The following is a 16,482-nucleotide window of genomic DNA, read 5'->3' as shown; positions in this document are numbered from 1 at the left end:
TTGGCTTGGACAAAATGAACGCTTGATTAGAAAGTCCGCATAGAACCGTTTTGCAACTAGCTTTATTAATCATCATCTTCTTCTGCGGCTTCTTCTTCGTCATCAAACTCTTCTTCTTCTTCGTCACCTGAAAAACCATCTAAGTCTTCTTCTTCAAAATCATCACTATCTTCATCTTCAGCTAATTCATCTAATTCGTCTTCAATTTCTTCAAACTCATCTTCGAAGTCCTCGAAATCTTCCTCAACCTCGATCTCATCATCCTCAGTAGCCTTCGCTTTCTTACGAGGTTTTGCTGTAATGATATCTTCTTCAATTTTTTCAATTGGATACCATGCTTTAAGACCCCACACATTATCACCAATACACATAAATCGTCCATCGACATTTAATTCCGTATAAAGATATGAGATGCGCTGTTTCATTTCTTCTGCTGACATACCTTTAAGCTCAACAACTCGTTTAATTAAGTCAAGATAAGAGTAGGTTTGCTTTCCTTCTTTTAATACTTGAAACGCTACCTCAATCATTGACAGCTCTGCTATTTCTTCACGACTGTATGCACTAATACTCATACTAACGCACTCCTTTTTACATCATCATCTATTATGTAAAGCTTCGTTATTGATAGAAAAAGCCTAATCTTACGCCAAAATTTTCAGCGTACGCCTTAGTTATTCTTTTACTTTAATCTGTTTTCAAACTTCAATCTTGAAAGTATAAAGAATCATACTTTTCATTATAAACATATTTCAATGTAATATGCTAGAAATGTTAAAAAAAATTCTAAAATCTACTAGTTGACGCGACGACTTTATCGTTAGTATACTGGCGTAAATTTAGAGGTTTTTAGCAAAATTCCGATTTTAATTAGCTGATTTTCAGTTTTATTAGCCAAATGTAGACCATTTTAATATAGCAAAAGAACAGTAGAAAAAGAAGCTGACTCGCATGCAACGGTGCAACACTCATGAGTCAGCTTCTTTTTTTATTTGGTTGCAACTAATTCCTCTTACATGTTACGACGGTATTGTCCACCTACTTGGTATAGTGCTGAAGTGATTTGTCCAAGACTAGCCACTTTAACCGTCTCCATTAATTCAGCAAAAATGTTACCGCCACTCATTGCTGTTTCTTGAAGTCGTTTCAATGCTGCAGCTGAAACATCTTTATTACGATCTTGGAATGCTCTCAGGTTCGTAATTTGTTGTTGTTTCTCTTCTTGTGTTGCACGAGCTAGCTCCATTTCAAACTCTTCTTCTTCAGGTTGGTTAGGGTTGATATACGTGTTTACACCGATAATCGGTAATTCACCTGTATGCTTTTGCATTTCATAATGCATAGACTCTTCTTGAATTTTTGCACGTTGGTATTGTGTTTCCATCGCACCTAACACACCACCGCGGTCATTGATGCTTTCTAACTCACGTAGTACCGCTTCTTCTACTAAGTCTGTAAGCTCATCAATGATGAACGACCCTTGAAGTGAGTTCTCGTTTTTCGCAAGTCCTAACTCTTTTGTAATGATCATTTGAATTGCCATTGCACGACGAACTGATTCTTCTGTTGGCGTTGTGATCGCTTCATCGTATGCGTTCGTGTGTAGTGAGTTACAGTTATCGTAGATCGCCATTAACGCTTGAAGCGTTGTACGGATATCATTGAAATCAATTTCTTGAGCATGTAATGAACGACCTGATGTTTGTACGTGATACTTTAACTTCTGGCTGCGCTCATTAGCACCATATTTCTTTTTCAACACAGTTGCCCAAATTCGACGTGCTACACGACCAATGACAGCATATTCTGGATCTAAACCATTACTGAAGAAGAACGATAAGTTTGGTGCAAAGTCATCAATGTTCATTCCTCGACTTAAATAGTACTCCAAATACGTAAAGCCATTAGAAAGCGTAAACGCAAGCTGACTGATTGGGTTCGCACCTGCTTCTGCGATATGATAGCCAGAAATCGATACAGAATAGTAATTTCTTACTTTTTGATCGATGAAGTATTGCTGAATATCACCCATCATACGAAGAGCAAACTCGGTTGAGAAGATACACGTGTTTTGTCCTTGGTCTTCTTTTAAAATATCCGCTTGTACTGTACCGCGAACCGTTTGTAATGTAAATTCTTTGACTTGAGCCGCTTCTTCAGCAGTCGGTTTTCTACCATTTTCTTCTTCAAACCTTTGTAATTGTTGTTCGACTGCTGTGTTCATAAACATCGCTAATATGATCGGTGCTGGACCATTAATTGTCATTGAAACCGATGTAGATGGCGCACATAAATCAAAACCTGCATAAAGCTTTTTCATATCATCAAGCGTACAAATACTTACTCCACTTTCACCGACTTTACCGTAAATATCTGGACGGTGGTCAGGATCTTCACCGTATAACGTAACGGAGTCAAATGCTGTACTTAAGCGTTTTGCATCGTCATCTTTTGATAAGTAGTGGAAACGGCGGTTTGTACGTTCAGGTGTTCCTTCTCCAGCAAACTGACGCTTCGGATCTTCTCCTTTACGTTTGAACGGGAATACTCCAGCTGTATAAGGGAATGAACCTGGAACATTTTCTTTCATCGTCCAATTTAAAATTTCGCCCCAGTCTTTGAACTTTGGAAGTACCACTTTTGGAATTTTTAATCCTGATAAACTTTCTGTTGTTAGCTCAGTGACAATTTCTTTGTCGCGAACTTTTGTAACGAAAGAATCACCAGAATATTTTTCTTTCAAGCTTTCCCAGTTATCAAGAATGGCTTTAGCTTGTGGGTCAAGCTTTTCTTCATAGTGTGCTTTCGTTTGTTCAAGTTGAGAAATGACACTTTCATCCGCATTCCCAACTTCTTGAAGAGCTTCAATTGTTCCTGTAATTTGGAACAATTTGCGAGCCACTTGAACTTGCTCTTCGGTTACTTTTTTATAATCACGGATCGATTGGACAATTTCACGTAAATAGTGCGTACGATTTGGTGGGATAATTAAGTTTTCCTTCACAACATTTTTACTTGTTTCGATATTGGTGACCCAATCCGTACCACACTTTTTATTTAACGTATCAACGATCGCTTTAAATAATGTGTTGGTGCCAATATCATTAAATTGACTTGCGATTGTACCGTATACAGGCATTGTTTCTAAGTCTTGGTCAAAAATATTGCGACTACGCTGGTACTGTTTGCGTACGTGACGAAGCGCATCTTCTGAGCCTTTACGCTCAAACTTATTGATTGCAATAAGATCAGCAAAATCAATCATATCAATTTTTTCAAGTTGAGTAGGTGCTCCAAACTCACTTGTCATAACATACATGGCCACATCTGAAATTTCCGTAATTTCAGCATCGCCTTGACCAATCCCACTCGTTTCAACGATAACAAGATCATACCCAGCAGCTTTTGCTACGTTAATTGCGTCTTGGATGCTTGCAGAAATTTCACTTCTAGAGCTACGTGTAGCTAAACTACGCATGAATACACGTGGGCTGTTAATCGAATTCATACGAATACGGTCACCTAATAATGCTCCACCTGTTTTTTGTTTGGTTGGATCGATTGAAAGAATAGCGATTGTTTTATCTTCAAATTCGTTTAAGAAACGGCGAACGATTTCATCCGTTAATGAACTTTTTCCAGCTCCACCTGTTCCTGTAATTCCAAGTACAGGTACATTTTCAGTGATTTGCTTGATTTCATTTAACGTTTTTTCTGCTGTAGCTGCCACTTCATTTAATCCCATTTCTTGTTGTTCAGCTAATGAAATTAATCTAGCAACTGCACGAGCATTTTTTTCTTTTAATTGTTCAACTTCATTCGATAAGTCGCGCACAGTTGGAAAGTCACACTCTTTAAGCATATCGTTAATCATTCCTTGAAGACCATTCTGACGGCCATCTTCCGGTGAGAAAATATGCGAAATCCCATATTCATGTAACTCTTTTATTTCTGGAGGAGTGATTACACCACCGCCACCACCGTATATACGAATGTGACCTGCTCCTTTTTCTTTTAAAAGGTCATACATGTATTTGAAATATTCTGTGTGACCACCTTGATATGAAGAAATGGCAATTCCTTGGACATCTTCTTGAATAGCAGCGTCAACAACTTCTTCTACGGAACGGTTATGACCTAGGTGAATCACCTCTGCCCCACTCGCTTGAAGAATGCGTCTCATAATATTAATTGATGCATCGTGGCCATCGAATAAACTCGAAGCCGTTACAAAACGAACTGAATGTTTCGGACGATAAATTTCAACCGTTTGCATACTATTAATTCCTCCATTTCATTTCTACTCTACTTATTATTTTACAATACCCTTTAATAGTTGTTCGATTTGAAGCTCAGTATACTGTTCTAACGAAAACTGTTTTCTCAATACCCATCGTCTAAATGTCCACATATGCCCTTGAACAAGGATGTTATGTGCAACCAGTTTAATTTCAGCTTCTTCATTTAGATCTAATAGACCATCATTAACACAATCTCGAACGATAAGTTCAATCATTTCTGTCATTTCAAGTTCTTTTTGCAACACATAGGGTAGGGCTTCTTTTGGCAATGACTTGGCTTCTTGGTACATAACTAGAAATTCGTCGTTCATTTCATCAACGACTTTAAAATAGGAGGTGATCGCTTGCTTCAACCGATCAATACCTGAGCGATCATGGTCTAAATATTGTTTGAGTCGATCACGAACTTCTTCATAAATTGAGTCACAGACGAGATATAAAATATCTTCTTTTGACCCAATATATTCATATAACGTCCCAATACTAAATCCCGACTCTTTGGCGATCTCGCGAGTAGTCGTTCGATGAAAGCCTTTTTCTTTAAATAAGTTGACAGCACCTTTGATCATTTGTTCGCGGCGCTTCTTAATAAGTTGTTGATCTTTTACCATGGAAGGCACTTTCTTTTTTCGCAACCAAAGACCTCCTTTCGGTGCCAGGCACCTTTACCACTTTACTATATTAAAGGTACCTGGAACTACTCTAACACACTTTTATTAGTCTGCTAATAACATTTTTGAGATAACGAGACGTTGAATTTCTTGCGTTCCCTCATAGATTTGTGTGATTTTCGCATCACGCATATAACGCTCTACTGGATAGTCTTTCGTATATCCATATCCACCAAATACTTGAACAGCTTCTACTGTCACTTCCATTGCAGTGTCTCCAGCAAATAGTTTTGACATCGCAGCCTCTTGCCCGTTTGGAATTCCTTCACTCTTTTTCCAAGCCGCTTGATACGTTAATAGGCGAGCTGCTTCAATTTTTGTAGCCATATCTGCTAGTTTAAAGCCAATCCCTTGTTGTGCTCCAATTGTTTTACCAAATTGTTTACGCTCTTTCGCATAGCCAATAGCAGCATCTAATGCACCTTGTGCAATTCCTAATGCTTGAGCAGCGATACCGTTACGTCCGCCATCTAGTGTCATCATGGCAACCTTAAATCCTTCGCCTTCTTTACCAAGAATGTTTTCTTTTGGTACACGTAAATCTTCAAAGATGATTTCTGCTGTAGGTGATGAACGAATTCCTAATTTCTTTTCCTTCTTCCCTACTGAAAATCCTGGCATGTCACTTTCTACGATAAATGCTGTAATGCCTTTGTGCTTTTTATCTGCATCTGTTACAGCAAAAACAACATAAATGTCTGCAACTCCACCGTTTGTAATGAAGATCTTAGAGCCGTTTAAAACGTAATGGTCGCCATCTTCTTTTGCTGTTGTTTTCATGCTCGCTACGTCAGAACCTGCACCTGGCTCCGTTAAACCGTAAGCACCAATACTGCGCCCTTCAGCTAATGCACGTAAATATTTTTGCTTTTGCTCTTCTGTTCCAAATTTGTAGATTGGCCAGCTGCAAAGTGAAACGTGTGCTGATAGTGTAACACCTGTAGAAGCACAAACACGTGAAAGCTCTTCAACAGCGATAGCGTAACTTACATAGTCCGCTCCAATTCCGCCATACTCTTCAGGGAACGGGATACCTGTAATACCAAGCTCAGCCATTTTATCGAAAATAGCACGGTCAAAACGCTCTTCTTCATCACGCTCTTCAGCCGTTGGAGCTACTTCATTTTCAGCAAAATCTCTAATCATTTTTCTTAGCATTTCTTGCTCTTCAGTTAATTGAAAGTTCATCTTGATCTCTCCCTAAATTCATTTTAATTTATAGACAATTTGAACAGCTTATTTGAACAATTTTCTAATCAATCAAAAAGGTATTTATTAATTACAATCTTTTGAATCTCACTTGTTCCTTCGTAAATCTCGGTTACTTTTGCATCTCTAAAGAAACGCTCAACTGGATATTCTTTCGTATATCCGTAACCACCGAATACTTGAACCGCCTCAATTGCCACTTCCACAGCTGAACGTGATGCGAATAACTTTGCCATTGATGCTTGTTGACCACACGGTAAGCCACGATCTTTCATGTTAGCCGCTTGATAGACTAATAGTCTTGCAGCTTCGACTTTTGTTGCCATATCCGCTAATTTAAACGCTAAACCTTGTTGAGTTCCAATAGCACGACCGAATTGTTTACGTTCTTTTGCATATTTTGTTGCTGCTTCTAGAGCTGCTTCTGCAATTCCGAGAGCTTGTGCTGCAATTCCGATACGTCCATTGTCTAAATTAGACATCGCAATTTTAAAGCCTTCACCTTCTTGGCCTAGTAAGTTTTCAGCTGGAACAATCACATCTTCAAACATCAACATAACGGTATTCGAACCATGTAACCCCATTTTCTTTTCTTTCTTTCCTACGGTAAATCCAGGTGTATCTTTTTCAACGATAAAGGTCGAAATTCCAGTAGAACCTTCTTCAGGGTTAGTTGACGCAAACACAACATACGTATCCGCTTCGCCCCCATTTGTAATAAAAACTTTTGAACCATTCAATACGTAGTTATCACCTTTTTTTACGGCCGATGTTTTTAAACTTCCTGCATCTGATCCTGCTCCTGGTTCCGTTAACCCGAAAGCTCCTAAATATTCACCTGAAGCTAGTTTAGGAACATACTTTTTCTTTTGTTCTTCCGTTCCAAAATAGAGGATTGGATTTGTTCCTACTGATGTGTGTACAGAAAGAATAACCCCTACAGTTGCACTTACTCTTGATAGTTCATTGATTGCGATAATATAAGAAGTAAAGTCCATCCCAGCTCCGCCAAACTCCTCAGAAATGGGAATTCCCATTAACCCCAGTTCACCCATTTGGTCGACGATTGCACGTGGAAACGTATCGTTCTCTTCCATTTCTTCAATAAATGGAGTAATTTTCTCATTGGCAAAATCTCGAACCATCTTTCTCATCATTTCTTGTTCTTCTGTAAAACGTAAGTTCATCGTTATCACTCCACTATATTAATCTTAGTTGTAGTTATAAAATCCGCGACCTGATTTCTTACCAAGCCAGCCTGCCTTTACATATTTGCGAAGCAATGGGCAAGGACGGTACTTATCGTCACCAAAACCTTCATGTAATGTTTCCATAATGTAAAGACACGTATCTAAACCGATAAAGTCAGCAAGGGTTAGAGGCCCCATTGGGTGATTCATACCTAATTTCATTACTTCATCGACCGCTTCTGGAGTGGCAACTCCTTCAAATACTGTATAGATCGCTTCATTGATCATTGGCATTAATATACGGTTTGATACGAAACCTGGGAAGTCGTTTACTTCAACTGGCGTTTTTCCTAATTGACGAGATAAATCTTCAATTACACCGTACACTTCATCGGATGTTGCTAATCCACGAATAATTTCAACTAGCTTCATAACAGGTACTGGGTTCATAAAGTGCATCCCAATAACTTTTTCTGGACGGTTAGTAGATGCAGCGATTTCTGTAATCGGTAAAGATGATGTATTTGTTGCTAAAATTGTATGTTCAGGGGCAATTTGATCTAATTCACTGAAGATCTTTGATTTAATCTCCATATTTTCAACCGCTGCTTCTATAACTAAATCTACTTTTGCTGCATTTTGAATGTCTGTTGATAGGGTGATACGAGCTACAATTTCATTTCGCTCAGCTTCTGTCAATCTTCCTTTTTCGACTTGACGATCTAAGTTTTTCTTAATCGTGTTCATACCTTTTTCAACAAATTCTTCTTTTAAGTCGTGCATATAAACTTGAATTCCTGCCATTGCATGCACTTGAACAATTCCAGATCCCATTTGGCCTGCGCCAATTACCATTACTGTTTGAACTGCCATTTTCTACTCTCTCCTATCTGACTATTGTTAGTTTTGTTTGTAACCGTCGCTTCCGCTTTTCTATTGTCTAGCTCTAGCGACCAGCGCCTTGTAGACTTCGCTCTCCTCCTTACGATAAGTCAACATCGGTTCGTTGCCTCACCGTGTTTCCTTTATCTCATACGGTGGAGCTCCAGTCCCTTCGTCGCTGAACGGCCGCTTCCGCTTTTCTATTAAACTTCGATCATGATAGCGTCACCTTGACCGCCACCACTACAAATCGATGCGATACCTATTCCACCACCACGACGCTTCAATTCATATGCTAATGTTAAAATGACTCGTGTACCACTAGCACCAATTGGGTGTCCTAACGCTACGGCACCACCGTTCACATTCACTTTTTCCGGGTCTAAGTTTGCTAGTTGGTTACTTGCAAGGGCAACTGCCGCGAAAGCTTCATTGATTTCAAACAATGCAATTTCTTCTAACGTCTTTCCTGTTTTTTCTAGTAGTTTCTTAATTACTAAACCTGGTGTTTTCGGGAAATCCTTTGGCTCAATTGAAATTGCTGCATGACCAATGATCTTCGCTAATACTTGCTTTCCTTCTTGTTTTGCACGTTCTTCAGACATAAGGACAAGTGCACCTGCACCATCATTTACACCTGGTGCATTCCCTGCTGTGATTGAACCTTCTTTACCGAATACTGGTTTTAATTTGCTAAGACCTTCAACTGATGTCTCAGCGCGTGGTGCTTCATCTTGAGAAACAACAATTGGGTCACCTTTACGTTGTGGAACTTCAACTGGAACGATTTCTTCAGCAAACTTGCCTGTTTCAATCGAAGCGAGCGCTCGCTCATGACTCCTGTAGGCCCAAGCATCTTGTGCCTCACGAGTAAGACCAAGTTCTTCTGCAACAGAGTTTCCGTATGTCCCCATATGAACTTTGTTGAATGAGCAAGTTAAACCGTCGTGAACCATTAAGTCAACAACCTTGCTATCACCCATTCTCATTCCCCATCTTGCATTTGGAATAAAATATGGGGCGTTACTCATCGATTCCATACCACCCGCTACAACAACTTCAGCATCTTTCGCACGGATGATTTGATCAGCCATAGTCACACTACGCATGCCCGAAGCACATACTTTATTGACAGTTTCCGTCGTCACATGCCAAGGAAGTTCTGCAAAAGAACTCGCTTGACGAGAAGGTATTTGTCCTTGTCCTCCTTGTAGAACATTCCCCATAATAAGCTCTTGAACCTCATTTGGATCAACACCTGCTCTACGCAATGCTTCTTTAATTGCAATCCCACCTAGTTGACTCGCTGTTAACGATGCAAGTCCTCCACCAAATTTCCCAAAAGGTGTTCTTGCTCCCCCAACAATAACTGTTGTTGACATTGTACGTTTCCCCCTCATTTCGACCGAGCGTTCGCTCGGCTAGTTATCTTAAAAAAATAAATCGACACTAAAAAAGTCGTTCTACATTGTTTGCGCTTTCAAATAGCTATATTAATAAAGTATTCAAGTTATAATTTATAAGTGCGAGGCTGACTTAAAAAGGTCAGCCTCTACTCTTATATACTATTGTAGTACTTTTTCTTCTTGTTTCACAATAGATTTTTCTAAAATTTCTGCAAGATCCATAGTTTTTACGTCATCTTCCACTTCTTTCGCTTTCGTTCCATCACTTAACATCGTTAAGCAATAAGGACATCCACTACCGATAACGCTTGGATTCACTTCAAGTGCTTGCTCAGTACGTGCGACATTAATACGTTGTCCAGAGTGATCTTCAGTCCACATCATACCGCCACCAGCTCCACAGCACATGGCGTCTTCATGACTACGTTCCATCTCGACAACCTTCACACCTGGGATCGCTTCTAAGATTTCTCTTTGCGGACTATATACATCATTGTAGCGTCCTAGATAACAAGAGTCATGGTAAACGATCGTTTCATTGACTTCATATTTCGGTGTAATCTTTCCTTCTTTAATGAGTTGAGCAAGTAGCTCTGTATGGTGATACACTTCTACACCTTCTAAACCGAAGTCAGGATACTCATTTTTAAACGTGTTGTACGCATGTGGATCGATCGTTACAATCTTTTTCACATCATACTTTTGGAACATTTCAATGTTGGCATTCGCCAGTTCTTGGAATAAAAATTCATTTCCAATTCGACGCGGTGTATCTCCTGAGTTCTTTTCTTTACTTCCGATAATCGCGAATTTCACGCCAGCCTCATTTAATACTTTCGCAAATGATTGAGCGATTTTTTGGCTTCGCTTATCGTAAGATCCCATGGAACCTACGAAGAATAGATATTCGAATTCTTCTCCAGCTTTTTGCATTTCTTTAACAGTCGGTACGTGAATATCATCACGTCCCTCACGCCAGTTTTCACGCTCTTTACGGTTAATCCCCCAAGGGTTTCCTTGACGCTCAATATTAGAAATCGCACGCTGTGCATCAGCTGGCATTTTACCTTCTGTTAAAACAAGGTAACGGCGCATATCAATGATTTTATCAACGTGTTCATTCATTACTGGACATTGATCTTCACAGCTACGACATGATGTACAGGCCCAAAGTTCTTCTTCCGTAATAACATCACCAACTAAACTAACATCATAACCAGCAGCAACCTCTTTGTTTCCTGCTGATTGAGCAGCCATTTGGTTGCCTGTTGTATGGCTAAAGGCAAAAGCTGGTAACCACGGTGTACGAGATGTTACCGCTGCACCTTTTTCTGTTAAGTGATCACGAATTTTGATCATTAAATCCATTGGCGAAAGCATTTTTCCAGTTCCTGATGCTGGACACATATTCGTACAGCGACCACATTCTACACAAGAATAAAGATCGATTAACTGCTGCTGAGTAAAATCTTCAACTTTCCCAACACCAAATACTTCTACATCCTCTTCTTCAAAGTTAATAGGCTTCAGTCTTCCTACAGGACCACTTTTTTTGAAGAAAACATTGAATATCGCAAACACTTCGTGTGCTTGTTTCGACTGCGGTACAAACACCATGAAGCTTAGGACAGCGACCAAGTGAATCCACCATGAAGCATAGAATAAAACCATACCAATGGTTGCTCCAACACCACCAAAAACGGTTGCAATGATACTAGAAAAAGGAGCATACCCGAAATTCGCCTCATAACCAAACATAACTCTTTCGAAACCAAGCGTCAGCAGGATCGTTGCCGACAAGATGGACAATGCCACGTATACAAAGAGAGCTTTTCCATCCTTCTTGAATTGTAATCGCGTTAGTTTTTCGCCATAACGACGGTAGCAAGCATAAAGAATTGCAACGAACATAAGGAAGGCCGTCCACTCCTGCATCGCATGGAATGGTTTGTGTAGGGCACCTATTGGATACTGATAGCCTTCAATAAATCCTTTAATGATGATTTCAATTAATCCGACTTGGATAATAAAGAAACCATAGAACATGATGAGATGCATAATCCCACTTTTAACATCTTTAAACATTTTACGCTGACCAATTACATTTACTAATACACCTCGAAAGCGTTCTTTGAAATCTCGATCAAACTCTTCTTTTTTCCCGAGCTTGATGTACTGGTAACGAGTGAATAATAGATTAGCAAATAGATAGATTGCATAACTTGCAACAACAATTAACAGAACAAGATTGACTGCCTTAAATAAACCCATAATAAATCTCCCTTCCCTTTCAATTCTATAAAAGTTAGTAAATAATAGATAATTTCTGAAAATTGAATTCGTTTTCACCATTATAACACAGTTGATTAGTGAATGAGCATTCAGTCGATGATTTTTATAATATTTTTTAAAATTCATCTTAAAACAAGCTCACTTTGGTAACTATATAAAGAAAAGCGAGACCAAATAAATTAGGGGGTTTTTATGGTACTCTTCTTAATCATAATGAGCATTATTATATTTATTGTAATATTACTAAGATTAGACTTTAAATATGGCCAAGAAAAACAAAGAAAAGAAGCGAAGCGCTTTCATCAAGAAATGCGTTATAGTAAAGTCAACCTCCTTACGACGGGCGATGACTTATTTGATCATCTGTTCCGTGATATTCAACAAGCATCTAACCATATTCATATATTATTTTACATTATAAAAGATGACAATATCAGCAAGAAAATGATGTCAATATTAATGGACAAAGCCAAAGAAGGGGTTATAGTCCGTGTACTTGTTGATCGAATCGGTAGTGTCATTAAACGAAGCTCCATTAAACAGATGGAAGACGCAGGTGTGCTTTTTTCATATTCGCATCCAATAAAATTTCCTTATTTATTTTTCACATTAAATCGGCGCAATCATCGTAAAATCAGTGTAATTGATGGAAAGATTGGTTATGTTGGCGGATATAATGTAGGAGACGAATATTTAGGAAGAGACCCGAAGTTTGGCAACTGGCGCGACTTTCACCTTAGATTGGATGGTGACGGTGTTCAGGATTTACAAGAACAATTTTTTGAGGATTGGTATGCGGCAACAAAAGAAAAAATTCCACGAGATAGACTGTATCCACCTCTTATAAAGGGAAATACCGCTCTACGGATTTTACCGACCGATGGGGTTTATCTTGAAGATACGTTCCTTGATCTTATTCGTCAGGCAGAAAATGCGGTTACGATTGGCACACCCTATTTTATTCCTGGAATGGCTTTACAAGGTGAATTAATTAATGCGGCAAAGCGTGGCGTAAATGTCCGATTAATTGTCCCGAAAAAGGCGGATCATCCCCTAGTAAAAGAAGCATCGTACCCTTATTTCAAAGACCTACTCGATGTTGGCGTTGATATCTATCAATATTATAGAGGGTTTTACCACGCAAAGATTATTATTATTGATGACCAAGTTTGTGATATTGGGACCGCCAATTTTGATAAGCGAAGTTTTCATATTGACCATGAGATCAACTGCTTAATCTATGACAGTACTTTTATTCAAAAAGTTTTAGACGAAGTCCAATTTGATATTTCAATTTCAGAAAGATTGACTTTAAAACAATACAACCAACGTTCTATATTTGAAAAAGGAAAAGAGAAGTTTGCGACGATTTTTTCAGGCTTACTTTGAGCCTATTTTTTCACTTTTTCACTACTCATTTTTTTCCAGTTATAGTATGATTAAATTGTAATAAATACTAACACTCGAAGATATAATTAATAACCATTCTAACTTAATAAAAGCTTTATTGGAGATTTGCTGTCACCCCACGGTGGCAGCTTTCGTTGTTTTAGTAGCTAAATGATGTTGATTGTATTTCTCAATTACATACACACGGGAGGGGAAATATAATGCCAAAAGTATGGAAAGAACATCGGCAATTGCTTTTTGCTTTAGTAAGCGGGGGACTAATTGTTATGGCTTGGCTTTTCGAACGTTCTGCAAGTTCAGATTTTTTGACTATCAGCTTATTTAGTATCTCGTACCTTATTGGGGGATTTTACAAAGCTAAAGAAGGTCTTGATGAATTTATAAAACAACGAAAATTCTCTGTTGAAATATTAATGATATTAGCCGCCATTGGCGCTGCCTGGATTGGCTATTGGATGGAAGGGGCCATCCTCATCTTTATTTTTGCTTTAAGTGGAGCACTAGAAACATACACACTCAATAAAAGTCATCGTGAAATTTCGGCATTGATGAAACTTCAACCTGAAGAAGCTACTTTATTAAGCAATGGTATAGAACAAACCGTTAATGTATCTACTTTAAAAATTGGCGATATCGTTCGAATCAAACCTGGTGAGAGAATTTCAACAGATGGGGTCATTGATAAAGGACGAACGACAATTGATGAATCTGCATTAACCGGCGAATCGATGCCTATAACGAAACAACGCGGAGACGAGGTGTATACAGGAACCGTTAATCTTTCAGGAATGATTGATGTCTCTGTCACGAAGCTCGCGGAAGAGACGCTATTCCAAAAGATCATTACACTAGTGCAGTCTGCCAAACATGAAAAATCACCTTCGCAACAGACAATTGAGAAGTTTGAAGGTCCTTATGTTAAAATCGTTCTTCTTTTTGTTATCTTAATGATGTTCCTCCCTTACTTTTTACTTAATTGGAGCTGGCATGAAAGTTTTTACCGTGCCATGGTCTTGCTTGTTGTTGCTTCACCATGTGCCTTAGTAGCTTCTGTTATGCCTGCAACACTCTCAGCTATTTCTAACGGTGCAAGGCAAGGAATTTTATTTAAAGGCGGAGTTCACCTTGAACAACTTGCACACATTAAGGCGATTGCTCTAGATAAAACAGGCACCATTACAAATGGTACACCTGTCGTGACGAATGTTTATGTTCACCCTGATTTTAGCGAAAATGACATGCTTCTTGCTGTTTGTGCTATTGAAAATCAATCCTCACATCCGTTAGCAAAAGCCGTAGTTACTTACTGTAAACAAAAAGGTATTGAGCCTATCATGCCTGATTTAATCGAGACGAAAAGTGGTTGGGGGATTATGGGAACTGTTGAAGGCGAAGCATGGAAAATTGGTAAGCCTGACTTTTTTCAAGTAGAAAAAAGAGAAGCTTTTCAAGAAGTCGCTGCAGGTATGAGCGAAGCTGGGCAAACCCTTATTTTTATTGGAAAAGATGGCCTAGACGAAGTCATTGCTGTATTTGCGGTTGAAGATACGGTGCGCGATGTTGCAATTGAGGCCATCAGGAGTATGAAAAATGAAGGTATTGCGACCTATATGATTACGGGGGACCATGAAAAAACAGCTAAAAAAATCGCTGCAGAAGTTCAACTTGACGGCTATTCAGCCAATTGTCTTCCTGAAGAAAAAGTCATTGAAATTGAAAAGTTAAAACAGGAATTTCATAAAGTAGCGATGGTTGGAGATGGCATTAATGATGCACCAGCATTAGTAAAAGCAAACATTGGAATTGCAATGGGAGCAGGCACTGATGCTGCCATTGAAACAGCAGACATCGTCCTTGTTAAAAACAATCTCTCCAAAATAACAAAAGCCATTCAACTTTCCAAACGATTAAATCGAATTGTTATGCAAAATATCATTTTTTCAATAGCGGTAATCTTATTGTTGATAGTTGGAAATTTCATGCAACATGTTTCCTTACCACTTGGTGTCATCGGACACGAAGGCAGTACAATTCTTGTTATATTGAATGGCTTAAGACTTCTAAAAAATTAATTAATGAAGTACTTTCCTTTTTAAAAAATCACTCATTATTCGATTAAGTTCTTGTGCATGTTTCGTTGGAATTTGGTGCGTTGCCTTATCGACTGTTACGATTTCGATATCTTCTATCCGTTGAATAAACATTCGAGCATAGTGGTGTAAATAAAAAGAAAGTTTACCGTATACAACTAAAACAGGCACATTAATTTCATTTAACCTATGGGTCGAACGGTAATGTAATCCTTCTTTATAGAACTGATACGTAATATGAGGCTTTCCGTGTGCAAAATAGGTTTTCATTTTTTCTCTAAACGCCGTTTCGTTTTTAGAAGCGTGAGCAAAAGCCAGTACACTCGCTAAAAAGTTCACTCCTTTTAGACGCGTAACGAGCATACCGAGTCGAAATTCATTTCTTAAGAGAAAACTGTTCACTTCAGGAAACGAACCACTCATTACGACTGCCATCGTTCGTTCAGGGTAAGAAATAGCAAACTCTTGCGCAATGGAACCACCGTTAGAGTATCCAAAAATAACCGCCTTTTTTATATTCAAGTCATCTAATATGTTGGCTATATCCTCGGCAAGCAGGGACATCGTAATTCGTTCGCTCCCTGCTTCACTTCTTCCGTTTCCTCTAATATCGAAGAAAATTAATTGAAATTGCTTTGCTAATACACGTTGTTTCTCAAACGTGACTAGCCCCATTCCAGGAGGATGTATAAATATGATCGGAACTCCCTTTCCAATGGTCTCATAGTATATCGGTGACTGAAACCGTCCTTGAACGTACGGCACAATAATTCCCCCCAATAATGTTAATACGCGTCGGTTTAACTAGTAAAGTAAGGCAATACCCATTGTAACAATTTATAACCTAAGTAAATCCCAACAATTCCTGCAATGCCAGGTAACGCAGGTGGAGCTGGAATAGGTAATTTTATTAATGCAAATATAAATCCAACAACTAATCCTGCTATGATCGCTAATATGACTTCTTGCATTTCATTCACACCTTTTCTTAATCTTTTATTAAAGTATCCAAAAAACAACCCTTCTATTTA

At 38.7% G+C, this 16,482-nt stretch carries 12 protein-coding genes; 2 read left to right on the top strand and 10 right to left on the bottom strand.

The genetic code is table 11. The annotated features are described in order from the left end of the window. Positions 1–65: 65 nt before the first annotated feature. The 8 genes from rpoE to BK574_RS19080 form a co-directional block, all read right to left on the bottom strand. Entirely contained in the window at positions 66–575 is a 510-nt protein-coding gene (gene rpoE, locus BK574_RS19115) for a DNA-directed RNA polymerase subunit delta (RefSeq protein WP_078429684.1), read from the bottom strand. Between the two features lie 437 nt (positions 576–1,012). Further along, positions 1,013–4,276: a fused isobutyryl-CoA mutase/GTPase IcmF gene (gene icmF / locus BK574_RS19110; protein ID WP_078429683.1), complete on the bottom strand. Its 3,264-nt coding sequence runs from the start codon at positions 4,274–4,276 to the stop codon at positions 1,013–1,015. Between the two features lie 36 nt (positions 4,277–4,312). Then, positions 4,313–4,936: a TetR/AcrR family transcriptional regulator gene (locus BK574_RS19105; protein WP_078429682.1), complete on the bottom strand. Its 624-nt coding sequence runs from the start codon at positions 4,934–4,936 to the stop codon at positions 4,313–4,315. 81 nt (positions 4,937–5,017) lie between these two features. Continuing rightward, positions 5,018–6,160, bottom strand: a complete 1,143-nt coding sequence (locus BK574_RS19100; RefSeq protein ID WP_075385247.1) for an acyl-CoA dehydrogenase — start codon at positions 6,158–6,160, stop codon at positions 5,018–5,020. Positions 6,161–6,228: 68 nt separating this feature from the next. After that, on the bottom strand, positions 6,229–7,368 hold the full coding sequence (locus BK574_RS19095) for an acyl-CoA dehydrogenase (RefSeq protein ID WP_078429681.1): 1,140 nt from the start codon (positions 7,366–7,368) through the stop codon (positions 6,229–6,231). A 24-nt stretch (positions 7,369–7,392) separates the two neighbouring features. Beyond that, positions 7,393–8,244 carry a 3-hydroxybutyryl-CoA dehydrogenase gene (locus BK574_RS19090; protein WP_078429680.1) on the bottom strand — a complete coding sequence of 284 codons (852 nt, stop codon included), beginning with the start codon at positions 8,242–8,244 and terminating at the stop codon, positions 7,393–7,395. Between the two features lie 212 nt (positions 8,245–8,456). Beyond that, positions 8,457–9,635, bottom strand: a complete 1,179-nt coding sequence (locus BK574_RS19085) for an acetyl-CoA C-acetyltransferase (RefSeq protein ID WP_078429679.1) — start codon at positions 9,633–9,635, stop codon at positions 8,457–8,459. A gap of 183 nt (positions 9,636–9,818) precedes the next feature. Beyond that, positions 9,819–11,930: a (Fe-S)-binding protein gene (locus BK574_RS19080; RefSeq protein WP_078429678.1), complete on the bottom strand. Its 2,112-nt coding sequence runs from the start codon at positions 11,928–11,930 to the stop codon at positions 9,819–9,821. Positions 11,931–12,143: 213 nt separating this feature from the next. On the opposite strand from BK574_RS19080, the gene cls reads away from it, so the two are divergent. Both cls and BK574_RS19070 read left to right on the top strand, forming a co-directional pair. After that, positions 12,144–13,340 carry a cardiolipin synthase gene (gene cls / locus BK574_RS19075; RefSeq protein WP_078429677.1) on the top strand — a complete coding sequence of 399 codons (1,197 nt, stop codon included), beginning with the start codon at positions 12,144–12,146 and terminating at the stop codon, positions 13,338–13,340. Between the two features lie 221 nt (positions 13,341–13,561). Beyond that, positions 13,562–15,433 carry a heavy metal translocating P-type ATPase gene (locus BK574_RS19070; protein WP_078429676.1) on the top strand — a complete coding sequence of 624 codons (1,872 nt, stop codon included), beginning with the start codon at positions 13,562–13,564 and terminating at the stop codon, positions 15,431–15,433. Here the strand turns inward: BK574_RS19070 and BK574_RS19065 are convergent, their stop codons facing one another. Together BK574_RS19065 and BK574_RS19060 are read right to left on the bottom strand one after the other, a co-directional pair. Beyond that, positions 15,434–16,216, bottom strand: a complete 783-nt coding sequence (locus tag BK574_RS19065; RefSeq protein WP_078429675.1) for an alpha/beta fold hydrolase — start codon at positions 16,214–16,216, stop codon at positions 15,434–15,436. It lies immediately after the preceding gene. A 35-nt stretch (positions 16,217–16,251) separates the two neighbouring features. After that, positions 16,252–16,422, bottom strand: a complete 171-nt coding sequence (locus BK574_RS19060) for a XapX domain-containing protein (RefSeq protein ID WP_075385239.1) — start codon at positions 16,420–16,422, stop codon at positions 16,252–16,254. Positions 16,423–16,482: the final 60 nt, after the last annotated feature.

It is taken from the genome of Alkalihalobacterium alkalinitrilicum, assembly GCF_002019605.1.
Classification (GTDB): Bacteria; Bacillota; Bacilli; order Bacillales; family Bacillaceae_F; genus Alkalihalobacterium; species Alkalihalobacterium alkalinitrilicum.
Note: the sequence above shows the minus strand (reverse complement) of the source record. Positions and strands in the feature narration are given on the sequence as shown.

Bases quoted from the DNA above. Each gene is read 5' to 3' on its own strand.
- rpoE (WP_078429684.1), bottom strand. From the start codon at position 575: ATGAGTATTAGTGCATACAGTCGTGAAGAAATAGCAGAGCTGTCAATG.
- icmF (WP_078429683.1), bottom strand. From the start codon at position 4,276: ATGCAAACGGTTGAAATTTATCGTCCGAAACATTCAGTTCGTTTTGTA.
- BK574_RS19100 (WP_075385247.1), bottom strand. From the start codon at position 6,160: ATGAACTTTCAATTAACTGAAGAGCAAGAAATGCTAAGAAAAATGATT.
- BK574_RS19095 (WP_078429681.1), bottom strand. From the start codon at position 7,368: ATGAACTTACGTTTTACAGAAGAACAAGAAATGATGAGAAAGATGGTT.
- BK574_RS19090 (WP_078429680.1), bottom strand. From the start codon at position 8,244: ATGGCAGTTCAAACAGTAATGGTAATTGGCGCAGGCCAAATGGGATCT.
- BK574_RS19085 (WP_078429679.1), bottom strand. From the start codon at position 9,635: ATGTCAACAACAGTTATTGTTGGGGGAGCAAGAACACCTTTTGGGAAA.
- BK574_RS19080 (WP_078429678.1), bottom strand. From the start codon at position 11,930: ATGGGTTTATTTAAGGCAGTCAATCTTGTTCTGTTAATTGTTGTTGCA.
- cls (WP_078429677.1), top strand. From the start codon at position 12,144: ATGGTACTCTTCTTAATCATAATGAGCATTATTATATTTATTGTAATA.
- BK574_RS19070 (WP_078429676.1), top strand. From the start codon at position 13,562: ATGCCAAAAGTATGGAAAGAACATCGGCAATTGCTTTTTGCTTTAGTA.
- BK574_RS19060 (WP_075385239.1), bottom strand. From the start codon at position 16,422: ATGCAAGAAGTCATATTAGCGATCATAGCAGGATTAGTTGTTGGATTT.